This is a genomic window from Amycolatopsis sp. La24 (assembly GCF_029087445.1).
Lineage (GTDB): Bacteria > Actinomycetota > Actinomycetes > Mycobacteriales > Pseudonocardiaceae > Amycolatopsis > Amycolatopsis nivea.
In genome coordinates this window covers 65,908-79,963 of the sequence record NZ_JARACH010000006.1, presented here as the reverse complement: position 1 = coordinate 79,963, position 14,056 = coordinate 65,908, and the positions used below count along the sequence as shown (strand labels likewise).

The 14,056-nt window shown below is 69.8% G+C and carries 15 protein-coding genes; 4 read left to right on the top strand and 11 right to left on the bottom strand.

Going from position 1 to position 14,056, the window contains the following annotated elements:
* Window positions 1–305: 305 nt before the first annotated feature.
* Window positions 306–1,445: a GuaB3 family IMP dehydrogenase-related protein gene (locus tag PUT80_RS09745; protein WP_043835321.1), complete on the bottom strand. Its 1,140-nt coding sequence runs from the start codon at window positions 1,443–1,445 to the stop codon at window positions 306–308.
* Window positions 1,446–1,616: 171 nt separating this feature from the next.
* On the opposite strand from PUT80_RS09745, the gene PUT80_RS09740 reads away from it, so the two are divergent.
* Window positions 1,617–2,852, top strand: a complete 1,236-nt coding sequence (locus PUT80_RS09740; RefSeq protein ID WP_275291672.1) for an MFS transporter — start codon at window positions 1,617–1,619, stop codon at window positions 2,850–2,852.
* Here PUT80_RS09740 and PUT80_RS09735 read toward each other — a convergent pair.
* Both PUT80_RS09735 and guaB read right to left on the bottom strand, forming a co-directional pair.
* A complete protein-coding gene (locus tag PUT80_RS09735; RefSeq protein WP_275291671.1) occupies window positions 2,804–3,223 on the bottom strand; it encodes a DUF3574 domain-containing protein in 420 nt (139 codons plus the stop codon). The two genes, PUT80_RS09740 and PUT80_RS09735, sit on opposite strands and share 49 nt — an antisense overlap.
* Window positions 3,224–3,291: 68 nt before the next feature.
* Entirely contained in the window at window positions 3,292–4,803 is a 1,512-nt protein-coding gene (guaB, locus tag PUT80_RS09730; protein ID WP_037816209.1) for an IMP dehydrogenase, read from the bottom strand.
* A gap of 139 nt (window positions 4,804–4,942) precedes the next feature.
* On the opposite strand from guaB, the gene PUT80_RS09725 reads away from it, so the two are divergent.
* Complete coding sequence (locus tag PUT80_RS09725) at window positions 4,943–5,338, top strand: DUF5319 domain-containing protein (RefSeq protein WP_009072430.1); 396 nt, start codon at window positions 4,943–4,945, stop codon at window positions 5,336–5,338.
* A gap of 118 nt (window positions 5,339–5,456) precedes the next feature.
* Here PUT80_RS09725 and PUT80_RS09720 read toward each other — a convergent pair whose 3' ends face one another.
* The 6 genes from PUT80_RS09720 to PUT80_RS09695 all read right to left on the bottom strand — a co-directional run bounded on the left by PUT80_RS09720 (window position 5,457) and on the right by PUT80_RS09695 (window position 10,265).
* Window positions 5,457–5,750, bottom strand: coding sequence for a hypothetical protein (locus PUT80_RS09720; RefSeq protein WP_275291670.1), 294 nt, complete (start codon window positions 5,748–5,750; stop codon window positions 5,457–5,459).
* A gap of 62 nt (window positions 5,751–5,812) precedes the next feature.
* A complete protein-coding gene (locus PUT80_RS09715) occupies window positions 5,813–6,751 on the bottom strand; it encodes an anti-sigma-D factor RsdA (RefSeq protein ID WP_275291669.1) in 939 nt (312 codons plus the stop codon).
* Window positions 6,752–7,324, bottom strand: a complete 573-nt coding sequence (locus PUT80_RS09710; RefSeq protein ID WP_037816212.1) for a sigma-70 family RNA polymerase sigma factor — start codon at window positions 7,322–7,324, stop codon at window positions 6,752–6,754.
* Between the two features lie 323 nt (window positions 7,325–7,647).
* Window positions 7,648–8,244, bottom strand: coding sequence for a response regulator transcription factor (locus PUT80_RS09705; protein WP_020662719.1), 597 nt, complete (start codon window positions 8,242–8,244; stop codon window positions 7,648–7,650).
* A 131-nt stretch (window positions 8,245–8,375) separates the two neighbouring features.
* The gene (locus PUT80_RS09700; protein ID WP_275291665.1) at window positions 8,376–9,350 is read right to left on the bottom strand and encodes a hypothetical protein; all 975 of its coding nucleotides are present in this window, start codon (window positions 9,348–9,350) and stop codon (window positions 8,376–8,378) included.
* A 9-nt stretch (window positions 9,351–9,359) separates the two neighbouring features.
* Window positions 9,360–10,265, bottom strand: coding sequence for a MerR family transcriptional regulator (locus PUT80_RS09695; protein ID WP_200864397.1), 906 nt, complete (start codon window positions 10,263–10,265; stop codon window positions 9,360–9,362).
* A 247-nt stretch (window positions 10,266–10,512) separates the two neighbouring features.
* Here PUT80_RS09695 and PUT80_RS09690 point away from each other — a divergent pair, with 247 nt between their 5' ends.
* The gene (locus tag PUT80_RS09690; RefSeq protein WP_037816439.1) at window positions 10,513–10,815 is read left to right on the top strand and encodes a WhiB family transcriptional regulator; all 303 of its coding nucleotides are present in this window, start codon (window positions 10,513–10,515) and stop codon (window positions 10,813–10,815) included.
* Window positions 10,816–10,821: 6 nt separating this feature from the next.
* Here PUT80_RS09690 and PUT80_RS09685 read toward each other — a convergent pair whose 3' ends face one another.
* Window positions 10,822–11,463: a TetR/AcrR family transcriptional regulator gene (locus PUT80_RS09685; RefSeq protein ID WP_275291664.1), complete on the bottom strand. Its 642-nt coding sequence runs from the start codon at window positions 11,461–11,463 to the stop codon at window positions 10,822–10,824.
* Window positions 11,464–11,556: 93 nt separating this feature from the next.
* Here PUT80_RS09685 and PUT80_RS09680 point away from each other — a divergent pair, with 93 nt between their 5' ends.
* Window positions 11,557–12,297 (top strand): SDR family oxidoreductase, encoded by a 741-nt coding sequence (locus PUT80_RS09680; RefSeq protein ID WP_275291663.1) that lies wholly within the window; start codon window positions 11,557–11,559, stop codon window positions 12,295–12,297.
* A gap of 137 nt (window positions 12,298–12,434) precedes the next feature.
* On the opposite strand, the gene groL is transcribed toward PUT80_RS09680, so the two are convergent.
* Complete coding sequence (gene groL / locus PUT80_RS09675; RefSeq protein WP_037816216.1) at window positions 12,435–14,048, bottom strand: chaperonin GroEL; 1,614 nt, start codon at window positions 14,046–14,048, stop codon at window positions 12,435–12,437.
* Between the last annotated feature and the right edge of the window lie 8 nt (window positions 14,049–14,056).

Sequence of the window (14,056 nt, the reverse complement as noted above, 5' to 3'; positions counted from 1 at the left end):
GTGTCAATCCCGAAGTTGACAGACATTGTGGGCTCGATTGCCACAGTTGTCTCCGCACTCACTCTCGATCACCCCTCCCCAGGAGTTCGCGAGCAACCGCACGCCTGTTACAGCGAGCGAACACAGTTCCCTGACCGTTATATACCCATGTCTGCAACTGCAATCACCGGGCAACAGGGCAGGTGCCTAAACCACTCAAAGAGTCGCTCCGACCTGCGGCCGGCCGAAATGAAGCACGGGGTGGCAGTCAATGCTGCCACCCCGTGTAACGGAGATCTCACCCAACAAGCGACTGTTCAGCCCCTTCAGCCGCGCACGGTCAGCCCGACGCGCTGGAACTCCTTCAGGTCCGAGTACCCCGTCTTGGCCATCGCGCGGCGCAGCGCGCCGAACAGGTTCACCACGCCCTCCGCGTCCGAGGACGGGCCGAACAGCAGCGTCTTCAGGTCCACCGCGTAGTCCGAGTCCGGGCCGGCCACCACGCGAGAGCGCGGCAGCGACGGGTGCGCGGCCGCGGCGGTCCAGTACAGGCCCTGGCCCGGGGCGTCCGAGGCGGTCGCCAGCGGGGCGCCGAGCATGACCGCGTCCGCGCCGCAGGCGATCGCCTTCGCGATGTCGCCGGACGTCGTGATGCCGCCGTCGGCGAGGACGTGCACGTAACGGCCGCCGGTCTCGTCCAGGTAGTCGCGGCGCGCGGCGGCCGCGTCCACGATCGCCGTCGCCATCGGGGTGCCGATGCCGAGCACGCGGTCGGTGCTGGTGACGCCCTCGGTGTAGCCGTGGCCGACGATGACGCCCGCCGCGCCGGTGCGCATCAGGTGCATGGCGGTGCGGTAGTCGCTCACGCCGCCCGCGATCACCGGCACGTCGAGGCGGCCGATGAACTCCTTGAGGTTGAGCGGTTCCGCGTCGCGCTGCACGTGCTCGGCGGAGATGATCGTGCCCTGCACGACCAGGATCTCGACGCCCGCGGCGATCAGGTCCGGGGTCAGCTCGGCGGCGTGCTGCGGGCTCACCCGCGCGGCGACCGTCACACCGGATTCGCGGACCGTCTTGATCGCCTCGGTCAGCAGGTCGAGCCGGATCGGCGCGGAGTGCAGCTCCTGCAGCTCGCGCACGACCGCGGCCGGGTCTTCGCTGTCCTCGGCGGCGCGGACGAGGCGGAAGATCGCCTCCTCGACGTTCGCGTGCCGGGCCCACAGCCCTTCGGCGTTCAGCACGCCGAGGCCGCCCAGCTCGCCGATCGCCACCGCGGTCCCCGGCGACACGATCGCGTCCGTCGGGTGGGTGACCAGCGGCAGGTCGAACCGGTACGCGTCGATTTGCCACGCGGTGGACACCACCGACGACGACCGCGTCCGCCGCGACGGCACGATCTCCACGTCATCGAGGTCATACGCCCGCCGCGCCGTGCGGCCCATGCCGATCTCGACCAGATCCCGCACGTGATGTCCCTTCTCGCGCCTGACGCCTTCGCGGTCCATTGTCGCGAGTCGGCACGGGTGACCTGCGCGCGGGGGACCGTTGCGGTGGCGACAACCACCGGTTGTGCGCGCGGTTGTTTGCCACCGGCGCGGGCGGATGGTTGGCTGCCCGGCTGAACGAGGGGGACGGATTTGGCGCTGGGCAAGGACTTTCACCGGCTGTGGCTGGCGTACGCGGTCAGCATCGCGGGCACCTACTTCGCCCTCGACGCCTTCTCGATCATCGCGGTCCGGGTGCTGCACAGCAGTGCCGGACAGGTGTCGCTGCTGGCCGGAGCCGGGCTCGCGGCGGGTTCGCTGGCCGCGCTCCCGCTCGGTCCGTGGGTCGAATTCCGGCGAAAACGACCCGTGCTGATCGCGATGGACCTCGTCCGGTTCGCTGCCCTGCTCACGCTGCTGCCCGCGTACCTGCTGGACCTGCTGACGTTCGCCCAGCTCGTGGCGGTCTCGGTGCTCGTGGCCGCGGCGAACATCGCGTTCACCTCGGCGAGCGGGGCGTATCTGAAATCACTCGCGCGTGGTCCAGACCTGCTCGTCGCCAACGGCCGGTTCGAGACCACGCTCTGGACCGCGACCGCTCTCGGCCCGCCCGCGGGCGGTGCGGCGATCGGATTCTTCGGCCCGCTGGCCACTGTGCTTCTCGACGCGTTCAGCTACCTGCTGTCCGCGTTCTCCCTCTCGACGATCCGCACCCGCGAGCCCAAACCAGCCCGCCCCGCCGCCTTCCGCGCCGCGGACCTCGTCGAAGGCTGGCGCTACCTCTTCCGGCACGCCCGGCTGCGGATGCTGTTCCTCAACTCCTGCCTGGTCAACGGCCTGATCATGGCCACTTCGCCAGTGCTGGCGGTGCTGCTGCTCGGCGAACTCGGCCTGCCGACCTGGCAGTACGGGCTCGCGTTCGGCGTCCCCTGCCTCGGCGGCCTGGTCGGCTCCCGGCTCGCCCGCCGCCTGGTCCCCCGCTACGGCCGGGTGCGGCTGCTGCCGATCCTCGCCACGGTCCGGACGTGCTGGGTCGTGCTGCTGGCGTTCGTGCCGCCCGGGATCGGCGGGCTGTTCTGGGTGATGGCGGTGGAGTTCGGCCTGATCATCTGCGCGGCGGCGTACAACACGGTCCTCGCGACGTACCGGCTCGAGGAAACCGAAGACGGGTACGTGAGCCGGATGTTGTCCGCGTGGCGGATCAGCGGCAGCGCCAGCACCGCCGGCCTGACGCTGCTGTGGGGCTTGGTCGCGACGTGGCTGGGCACGCGCGGCGCACTCGGGCTGGCGGGCGCGTTGATGCTGGCGACGCCGTTGCTGCTGCTCGGGTGGAACCGCGCTCAGAACGAGACGCGCGCGGTGGAATCGGTCCGCAGCACGGATTCCTGATCGAACAGGTGCTTGTAGTCGGTGCGGATCTGTTCGAGGTCGCCGTTCGCGTGCTGATTCGTCGGCGGATACAGCACGACGAGCACGATCGAATGCTCCCGGACGACCGCGCCGCCGCCGGACCGCCACTGACCGGTGCCCTCGAGCTGGGTGAAGCCGTCCGGGAAACGCGGCGTGATGTCCTTGGCCGAGAAGTCCGCGAACTCCTTCTCGCTCACCTCGCCGCCGCCAGGCTTCGAGGTGCCGAAGTACAGCTCGGTGCGCTTCCACAACGAACTGTCCGGCGCATCCGCCGCGGCCGCCGAAGCCGCCCCTCCCCCGAGCACCATCGCGGCCGCCGCCGTCAGCACGAACCTCCGGGAAAACCGCATTCGCCCGCTCCCCTCGCCGTCACCTGAAGATCCAGTGTGGCGGGCGGCGGAGCGGGCGAACAGCGCGATCAGCGGGTCGTGTAGTTCGGGGCCTCGACCGTCATCGTGATGTCGTGCGGGTGGCTTTCCTTCAGCCCGGCCGCGGTGATCCGGACCAGCTGCCGCTCCTGCAGTGCCGCGATCGTGGTCGATCCGGTGAAGCCCATGCCCGAGCGCAGGCCGCCGATCAGCTGGTGGACCACGTTCGACAGCGGCCCGCGGAACGGGATCCGGCCCTCGATGCCTTCCGGCACCAGCTTGTCGTCGGAGAGCACGTCGTCCTGGGCGTAGCGGTCCTTGGAGTAGGACTTCGCCTCGCCGCGCGACTGCATGGCTCCGAGCGAGCCCATGCCCCGGTAGACCTTGAACTGCTTGCCGTTGACCAGGATCAGGTCGCCCGGCGATTCCGCGGTGCCCGCGAGCAGGCTGCCCAGCATCACGGTAGACGCACCGGCCGCGATGGCCTTCGCGATGTCGCCCGAGTACTGGATGCCGCCGTCGCCGATCACCGGGACGCCCGCCGGACGGCAGGCCAGATCGGCTTCGTAGATCGCGGAGATCTGCGGCACGCCGACCCCCGCGACGACGCGCGTGGTGCAGATCGAGCCGGGTCCGACGCCGACCTTCACCCCGTCCGCACCGGCATCGACCAGCGCCTGCGCACCAGCCCGCGTCGCGACGTTTCCGCCGACGATGTCGACGGTCTCGCCCAGTTCCTTCTTCAGCAGCCGCACCGCGTCGATGACCGCCCGCGAGTGCCCGTGTGCCGTGTCGACCATGAGGACGTCGACGCCCGCTTCGGCCAGCGCCATCGCGCGCTTGTGGCCATCGGCGCCCACGCCGACCGCGGCACCGACGATGAGACGGCCGTCCGGGTCCTTCGACGCCTTCGGGTACTGGTCGGTCTTCACGAAGTCCTTGACCGTGATCAGGCCGCGCAGCTTGCCCGCGCCGTCGACGATCGGCAGCTTCTCGATCTTGTGCCTGCGCAGCAGCCCCAGCGCGGCCTCTGCGGTGACGCCGACCTGCGCCGTCACCAGCGGCGTCCGGGTCATGACCTCGCTCACCAGGCGGGTGTGGTCGACCTCGAACCGCATGTCGCGGTTGGTGATGATGCCCACGAGCGCGCCGGAGGCGTCGGTGACCGGGACGCCGGAGATCCGGAACCGCGCGCACAGCGCGTCGACCTCGGCGAGGGTGTCGTCCGGGGAACAGGTGACCGGGTCGGTGACCATGCCCGCCTCGGACCGCTTCACGACCTCGACCGCCGCCGCCTGCTCCTCGATCGGCAGGTTGCGCTGCAGCACGCCGATGCCGCCCTGCCGCGCCATGGCGATCGCCATCCGCGCCTCGGTGACCGTGTCCATCGCGGCGGAGACCAGCGGAACGTTGAGCTTGATGTTGCGGGTGAGCTGCGTGCTCGTGTCCACCGCGCTGGGCACCACGTCCGATTCCGCGGGCAGCAGCAGCACGTCGTCGAAGGTCAAGCCGAGCATCGCGAACTTGCTGGGCACTGCGGGGGTGATGCTTTCGCTGGTCATGAGGGGCGAAGGGCCTTCCTGGCGGGAGTGGGCTGGAGTCGCGGGCAGCGGTGCCTGGCGTGGGCCGAGGGTGGTCGGGCCTTCCCCTCATGATATCCGGGCCGGGGCCCTGGCCCGGGCGGGTGGCCCGGCGGGTAGCGTGCAGGCCGTGCCGCACGATGTGTTGCCCCCCGATCCGTTCGCGGACGACCCGGACGATCCGGCCCGGGCCATCCCCGACCCCGACGACCACCTCGAAGAGCCGATCAGCGCGGACGAGCGCACCGAGCTGCTGGCCGACCTGTCCGACCTCGCCGTGTACCAGGCTCTGCTGGAGCCTCGCGGGGTTCGCGGCATCGTGGTCGACTGCGGTGAGTGCGACGAACCCCACTACCACGACTGGACGCTGCTGCGCGCGAGCCTGGAGCAGCTGCTGTCCGACGGCCGGATGCGCCCGCACGAGCCGGCGTTCGACCCGAACCCGACCGACTACGTGAGCTGGGACTACTGCCGCGGTTTCGCGGACGGGGTCACCGCGAACGAGAGCGCGTACTGAGTTTTAGATCGTCCGAAAAGGTCCTGGTGAGCTTGGCCACCAGGACCTTCTTCGTGCGCGCGGACAAGTTGTCCACAGGGGTTGTCCACAGCTGTGTCGACTTGTGGACAACCCAGGGTCAGCGTCGGCGCATCACGCTTTCCGCCTGGGCGATCATCGCCCGCTCGGTCAGGTTCGGCCACGGCGGACGGCGCACCACGGCCAGCGTCGCGAACGCCGCCGCCACGAAACCCGTGCACGCACCGATCAGTGCGATCCGGCCCTGATCCGTCGCGGGCGTCCACGTCACGCCGTCCGCGTTGATCGTGTACAGCCCGACCGCACGCCCCGGCCCGCCTCGACGGCCCTCCCGCGTGACGGTGACCAGCACCGTTCCGCTCGCGGTCTCGTAGGGCTCTCCGAAAACCAGCATCGCGCCTCCCCGCCGATACGAAAAAGGTCCCGGCACTGTTCGTGCCGGGACCTTCGGAAAACCTAGGAGCCGCTGGTGCCGTTCGGGGCCTGAGCCCCTTGCGACGACTCGTTGCGCGGACTGCTGCCCGTGCCCGGATCGTTCGGCGTGGCGCTCGGCGACGGCGGCGGCGAGCTCGGCGTCGACGTCACCGGCGGCAGCGGCGTCACCGAGGTGACCGGCGGCGGGTTGTCGGTGTGGCCGGTGCCCGGCAGCGAGGTCGCCTGGCCGGGCGGCTGCGCCGCGCTGCTGACCGGATCGTGTCCCGGCGGAACAGCGGGCGACGACGACGTCGTCTTGCCCGTGGGCGGGGCCGTCGGCTGACCGAGCTGAGCGGCCAGCTCGCGGTGCTGCTGCATCAGCTGGTTGCGGTTGTCCGCGTCGGTGACCTGGGTGAGCGCGGCCTGCGCGTCGGCGAGCGCGCGCCGGGCGTCCGCGAGCCGGTTGTCGGCCAGCGCCAGGTTCGCCTTCTCCAGGTCGAGCTTCGCCGCGGCGGCGGCCTCGACGGAGCGGGCGTGGTCGGCGTACAGCACCTTCGTGAGGCCCCACAGCGTGTCGCCGGGCTGGGCGTCCCGGGCGGCGAGCCCGGTGCCAGTGAAGGCGATCGCGGCGGCGGCGCACGCGGCGGCCACCGGCACGAGATAGCGGCGGCGCCGGCCGCGGCTTTGGTATTTGCGCGCCAGCGTGGCGGTCTTCACCGTGGTGACCGCGGTGTCGACGTCGACCAGCTCGGCGAGCGGTTCGCTGTCGATGTCGCGGCGCCAAGCGAGCAGCAGCGCGTTCAGTTCCTGGTCTCCGAGCCCGTCGGCGACAGCCGGATCGGTCCCGCCGAGCGCGTCGAGGAGCGCGTCGTCGGCCTGGATGGCCGTGAGGTCGCCGTCGGCTTCCGCTTCGTACCCGGTCAGGCCGCTGGCCTGGGCGGAAGGTGACAGGTCTCTGTCCCGGTCTTCGCGATCGGTCACTCAGATCACCTCCTCGGCGGCAAGCACCTTGCGCAGCCGGGCGAGCGCCCGGTGCTGGGCGACGCGGACGGCGCCCGGCGTGGAACCGACGGCGTCCGCCGTCTCCTCCGCCGACAGCCCGACCACGACCCGCAAAACGACGATTTCCCGTTGTTTGTCCGGCAGCACCTGCAGCAACTGCGCCATCCGCTCGTTCAGCTCACCCTGGAGAGCACGTTGCTCCGGGCCGACGCCGACCTCGATCTCGTCGGGGATCTCGGCGACCGGCTCCGCCCGGTTGCGCGCCGCGGCGCGGTGCGCGTCGGCGACCTTGTGCTGGGCGATGCCGTAGACGAATGCCAGAAAGGGGCGGCCCTGATCACGGTACGAGGGCAAGGCCGTAAGCACCGCGAGACACACCTCCTGCGCAACGTCGTCTGCCGAAGCGAACGAACGCTCCTGCCTGCCAACCCGGGCACGGCAATACCGCACCACAAGGGGACGAATGGCGGCCAGCAACCGCTCCACTGCCTGAGGGTCTCCCTCGACAGCGGCGGCGACCGGCTCGTCCAGTCCATCCCCCACAGTGGCCATCGCAGACAACAGTCCCAGCGTTACGTGTAGGCGTGCAAAGAATCCGGCGCGTGGTCGTCCCCGTCCAGCGCCGGTCACAGCTACCGTACCGTCGGAGTCCTGCCAGACAACCGCCAGAGGTGGTGACCGGCGCGCCGGGCGCGGCCGGACGGCGATTGTCGCAGGCAGACGGGCTGGGGCAGTGCCGTCACGCGGTGGGGACGCGGGCGTGGCACGAGTGCGGGGGCCAGGACAACAGGTACGGGCCAGGGCTTGGCTGCCCTGGCCCGTTCGTCACCGCGGGAATCGGATCGGAAGTCCCGTTTTGGCTTGCCCCGCCTCGGTCAGGACACGAGGCCGCGGCGGAAGCCGTGCGCCACGGCCTGCGCGCGGTCGCGGACGCCGAGCTTGCGGAACAGCCGCCGCGCGTGCGTTTTGACCGTGTCCTCGGAGAGGTACAGCTCACGACCGATCTGGCCGTTGCTCTTGCCCTGGCTCATGCCGCGCAGCACCTGCAGCTCGCGCTCGGTGAGCTGCACGCCCGGGTCGGACGGCTGCCGCGGCGCGGGCACCGAGGTGCTGGCCAGGGTGTGCGCCAGCGCGGCGACCAGTTCGGGCCGCGAAGCGTCCCAGCGCAGGTAGCCGCGCGCTCCGCCGGCGATGGCGGCCGCGATGCTGCCCGCGTCGTCCGGGGCTCCGAAGACGATGACGTTCGCCTGGGGGTTCGCGGAGACGAGCCGGCGCGTGGCCTCGACGCCCGTCGGGACCGCGCGTTGCGTTCCGACCAGCACGACATCGACCGGCTGACGGGTGTACCGGGCCAGCAGCTCGTCACCGTGCGCTACGCAGTCGATGCGACTGACCCCAGGCACCGCGGACATCACACGGGTGAGCCCTTCGCGGACACTGCGTCGGTCGTCGCAGATCAAGACCGTCGTCACGGGGTTTCCTTCCTGCAGCCGGGTGACATTCCACTTCCCCTATCGGACGCTTTAGCCCGAACCTTGACACGATCCGGTGGCTTTTTTTGAAGTTTCTTAGCCCGGATGCCGGAACGCCCGTTCCCGCAGGCCTACCCGGGTCCGACGGGCACCCACGGCGATTCGTGTGCGATACGCATCACGCCAGGATCCGCGTGCCGTAACACTGCGTGCAACACCTGACGACTCCTGAATCGATACTCCTCGGCCCGGTCGTGGTCCAAGTCAGCGGCGACGCGGTCTGCCACCCAGCTAAGTGAATCGAGTTCATATTTTTCGGCGTCCGCGGCGGCTGCGACGACGAGTTCCCGAGCCCCGTCCTGCCCTGCGGAGAGCAGCGCGACGCCGAGGACGATGCCGGACTTCACGATGTGTCGCCGAGCGTACCGGGCGACGGCGGTCTCGTAGGCGAGGCGAGCCGGGGCGACGGCCGCTTCGGGCTGTCCGTCGGCGAGTTCAATCTCGGCGCCCACCCAGCCGCCGCGGATGGTCGCGCGCCAGCGCCGGTCGGCTTGGGCGGCACGGACGGCCAGGCGACGGGCGGCGGCGATGCGGCCGAGGGCGAGGTTGTCGGCGGCCAGGCCGAGGAGGGCGTCGGCTCGGGCGCCTTGGAGGTCCAGCCCGTGGGGGTCTTCGGTGGGCTCGACGAGGCCGCCTGGGTCAAGAAGCTCATTGGCCTGAAGATCTCGGCCGCGCGAGGCGTCTGGACTCGGCGCGTCGAGAGATGACGCTGCGGGCTGCGAACTGGCTGCCATCGAACCCGACTGCACTGTGGCCGAGCGCAGCCCGACCGCCAGCAGCGCCTCCCCATCCAGCTTCCGCGCCAGCACGTGCGCACCCAACTGCCGCCGATGCGACGCCAGCGTGCTCGCCGCCAGCGAGGCCGTCAGCGGATCACTGCCGCGCCGGAGCGGGTCGAGCAAGTCCGCGGCTGCCGCATATCGGCCGCGGGCGCCCAGCACGATTGCCGCCAGGAGGCGTTGCCTTGGCGAGCCGTCGCGAGGTATCGGGTCTGCCGACCTGGCGTCCGGGCCGAACGCGAGGGCCGTCAGCGCTTCTTCGTCCACTCGACCTTTCTATCGCGGAGCACCGACAAGAACGTGCTCCACGCGGTCGGCGGCCGCGGAAAGATCCGCCAGCAACTCGACTTTCGGCGGCAACAGCGCCGGATCCCAGCCGGGGCCGCAGGCGAACAACCGGGTCCGCTGCCGTCCGCGAGACACGCGCGCGAAGAGCCGAGGGTCCGCGTTCGCCCGATTCGCCCACAGCACCACCGCAGCGGGCGCGCTTCGCCGCACTGCTACCGCCAGCACTTCTTGTGGCAGCGCAATGCCGAAGAGCTGCGCGCCGATCCTTCGCCCCGCGAGAGCCGCCGCGAGCGCGTACACCGGCATGTTGTCCCGTTCGTCGGGCACGCACGCGAGAAGGACCGGCCGTTGGTTGCGAGGCTCGTCGAGGACCGGCGTCGCGCGCACTAGTGCCGCGTACACGCACTCAGCGAGCAGGTACTCCACTTCGGCACCCGCGTGCACCCCGCGCCACCGCGCGCCGAGCGCAGTCAGGACCGGGTCGATAACGCCCGACCACGCCTGAAGCACACCTAGCTCGCTAATGGCGTCAACGAGCATGCGCTGTACCGCGCCGACGTCCATCGCCAACGCAGCAGTGCTCAAGCGACGCGCGAGCCGCGAAGGGACTTCGAAGTCGTCAGCCGCTGCTTTCGTCTCTGTCGCTTCCGCGGGCTCGGCAGGCGCTGGCACGAAGTCCGCGCGCGGCATCTGCTCTAACGCGTACTGCGCGGCCTCCGCCGTTGAAGCGCCGCGAAGGAGCGCGCGCTGCATAAGTTCGAGACGGCCGATGTCAGAGCTGCCGTAGCGGCGATGTCTGCCGTCGGTGTGGCGACTGGGACCGAGACCGTAGCGGCGGTCCCAAGTACGCAGGGTGGACGGCGCGACACCGAGCCGGCGGGCGACCGAGGCCACCGGCAGGGTGGGTTCTCCATCGCCTGATCCGGATCCCACCCGGTCAATATCCAGCCCGTTCGCGGTCCCGGCAACCCGAGCCAAAAGCCCTGCTCACACATCTGGGGGATGCCTAACGGCTGAATCGCCGCCGATCTATTGAACAACTATTGGCGCGCTTCTAACGTTACCGCCGTTGCACCGAATGGAGTATCGGCACCACAGCAGAGCAGCTAATGGCATCGACCGGATGACGGAGGCGGTCAGGATGGCAGACACGCGCAGGCTCCCCGGCCCCAACGCAGACATGTGGGACTGGCAGCTGGAGGGGTCGTGCCGGGGGATGGACAGCGGATCCTTCTTCCACCCGGACGGAGAGCGGGGACCGGCGAGGGCGCGACGCGAGGCCAGGGCCAAGGCGATCTGCCTGTCGTGCCCGGTGCTGGAGATGTGCCGCAAGCACGCGCTCGCCGTGCACGAGCCCTACGGCATCTGGGGCGGGCTGTCCGAATCGGAGCGCGACCACATCATCAAACAGGACAAACGCGCGCTGACCATGGCGCACATCTGACTTTCATCACGGCGCGGAAGGGGCGGTGTCCACAGTGGACGCCGTCCCTCCGCCGTTTCCGGGCCACATCGAGAGGGCGAGGTCGATGACGGTCATCAGCGAGTCGAGGCTGACGCCGTCGCGCGCCTGCATGGTCAGTCCATAAAAGACAGTCGCGTACAACGCACTGAGCGCGTCAATGTCCACAGTGGCCGCGAGGTCGCCTTCTTCCACTCCGCGACGAAGGCGCTCGTGAAGCTGCCGTCGCACTTCGTCCCGCGAAGCAGCGAGAAACTTCCACACGGACGCATTGGCCGGCGTGCAGTTGGTAGCCGCCAGAACGACCATGCAGCCTTTGGGATGCCCCGGTTCCACGTACGCGCAGGCGTTGTCGCGAAGCATCGCTTCAACCGCCGCGCGCGCCGTCGGCTCTTCGGTCAGCGCGCGCATCGTGTGCCGTCCGTACGCGGATTGGTAATGCTCGATCGCTTCGCGGAACAGTGCTTCCTTGTCGCCGAAGGCCGCGTACAGGCTCGGCGGCTTGATGCCCATCGCCTCGGTCAGCTCGGACAGCGACGCACCGTCGTAGCCACGCTCCCAGAACACCAGCATCGCCTGGTTGAGCGCGTGCTCGCGGTCGAACGCGCGCGGGCGGCCGCGGGGTGACATGGACCACCTTCTTTAGTGAGCGATACAGAAGTCTTGACCCGACCCATCGTACGCGGCTATTTATGTAGTTATCGCTACAGAAAGAGGTGGGACATGGGAACCCTGGACGGCAAGGTCGCGCTGGTCACCGGCGGAAGCCGCGGAATCGGCGCGGCGATCGCACTCCGGCTGGCCGAGGACGGCGCGGACGTCGCGATCACCTACGAACGCGCCGCGGACCGGGCGGCGGAAGTGGTCGCGTCCATCGAGAAATTCGGCAGGCGAGGCCTCGCTCTGCAGGCAGACGCCGCGGACGCGGACGCGGTGACCAGCGCGGTCGACCAGACCGCCGCCGAACTGGGCGGACTGGACGTGCTGGTGAACAACGCCGGCGTGTTCCCGGCGGCACCGGTCGAAGACCTGACCACGGAAACGATCGACCGCACGCTGGCGATCCACGTGAAGGCCCCGCTGGTAGCCGCCCGAGCCGCGGTCCGACACATGAAGCAGGGCGGGCGGATCGTGTCGATCGGCAGCGATTTGGCGGAGCGCGCGCCGTTCGTCGGATTGAGCCTGTACTCGGCGAGCAAGTCCGCGCTGGTGGGGATGACCAAGGGCCTGGCGCGTGACCTGGGACCGCGCGGAATCACGGCGATGGTCGTCCACCCCGGCTCGACGGACACCGAAATGAACCCGGCGGACGGCCCGCATTCCGGCGACCAGTTGGCGCACATCGCGTTGGGGCACTACGGAAATCCGACGGACATCGCGGCCGCGGTGGCTTACCTGGCTGGTCCGGACGGGCGGTATCTGACCGGGACGTCGATCACGGTGGATGGCGGGTTTACTGCTTGATCAGCGTTGGGCGCCGGTCGAATGGGCACCACCCGATCATGCGGAAACAGCTGCGCCCAAACCCCCGCACCACAAAAAGCGGGGCGGCACTCCCCGAAGGGAATGCCGCCCCGCTATAACGCAAAGGCTGAACCGCGTCAGTGCGAGTGACCGTGGCCAGCGGCCTCCGGCTCCTCTTCGACCGGCTTCTCGACCACGGAGCTTTCCGTGGTGAGCACCAGCCGGGCGATGGACGCCGCGTTCGCGACGGCCGAGCGGGTCACCTTGACCGGGTCGACGATGCCGCCCGCGATCAGGTCGGTCAGTTCGCCGGTGGCGGCGTTGAAGCCCTGGCCCCAGCCCTGCTCCTGGACCTTGTTCACGATGACCGCGCCCTCGTGGCCCGCGTTCGTCGCGATCCAGAACAGCGGGGCGGTGAGCGCGTCGCGGACGATGGCGACACCGGTCGCCTCGTCGCCGGTCAGGCCGAGGTTGCCCTCGAGTTCCTTGACCGCGTGCACCAGCGCCGAACCGCCGCCGGGCAGGATGCCCTCCTCGACGGCCGCCTTGGTGGAAGCCACGGCGTCCTCGATGCGGTGCTTGCGCTCGTTCAGCTCGGTCTCGGTGGCCGCGCCGACCTTGATCACGGCCACGCCGCCGCCGAGCTTCGCGAGCCGCTCCTGCAGCTTTTCGCGGTCCCAGTCGGAGTCGGTGGTCTCGATCTCCTTGCGGATCTGCGCGGTCCGGGCGGCGATGTCGTCCTTCGTGCCCGCGCCGTCGACGATCGTCGTGTCGTCCTTGGTGACGACGACCCGGCGGGCCTTGCCCAGCGAGCTGAGGTCGACCTCGGACAGCTTGCGGCCGATCTCCGCGGAGATCACCTCGCCGCCGGTCACGACGGCAAGGTCGTCCAGGAACGCCTTGCGGCGGTCGCCGAAGAACGGGGCCTTGACCGCGACCGCGGTGATCGTCTTGCGCAGCGAGTTCACCACGAGGGTGGACAGCGCCTCGCCGTCGACGTCCTCGGCGATGATGAGCAGCGGCTTCTTCGCCTCGACGACCTTCTCCAGCACCGGGAGCAGGTCGGCCAGCGCCGAGATCTTCTCGCGGTGCAGCAGGATGTAGGCGTCCTCGAGGGTCGCCTTCTGGTCCTCCGGGTTGGTCGCGAAGTGCGCCGACAGGAAGCCCTTGTCGAACTGGACGCCCTCGGTGATCACGAGGTCGGTCGCCAGCGTGGACGACTCCTCGATGGTGATCACGCCGTCCTCGCCCACGCGCTCGACGGCCTCGCCGAGCAGCGCGCCGATCGTCGCGTCACGCGAGGTGACGGTGCCGACCTGGGCGATGTTGTCGCGGCCCTTGACCGGGGTGGCCTTGGCCTTGAGGACCTCGACGACCTTCTCCGCGGCCGCCTCGATGCCCTTGCCGACCGCGGTCGGGTTGGCGCCGGCGGCGACGTTGCGCAGGCCGTGCTTCACCAGCGACTGGGCCAGCACCGTGGCGGTGGTGGTTCCGTCGCCCGCGACGTCGTTGGTCTTGGTGGCGACGCTCTTCGCGAGCTGCGCGCCGAGGTTCTCGAACGGGTCGTCGAGCTCGATCTCGCGAGCGACGGTGACGCCGTCGAGGGTGATCGTCGGGCCGCCGAACTTCTTGTCGAGGACGACGTGGCGACCGCGCGGGCCGAGGGTGACCTTGACCGCGTCGGCGAGCTTGTTCACCCCGCGCTCGAGCGCGCGACGAGCGTCCTCGTCGAAACTGATCTGCTTGGGCATAACGCTTT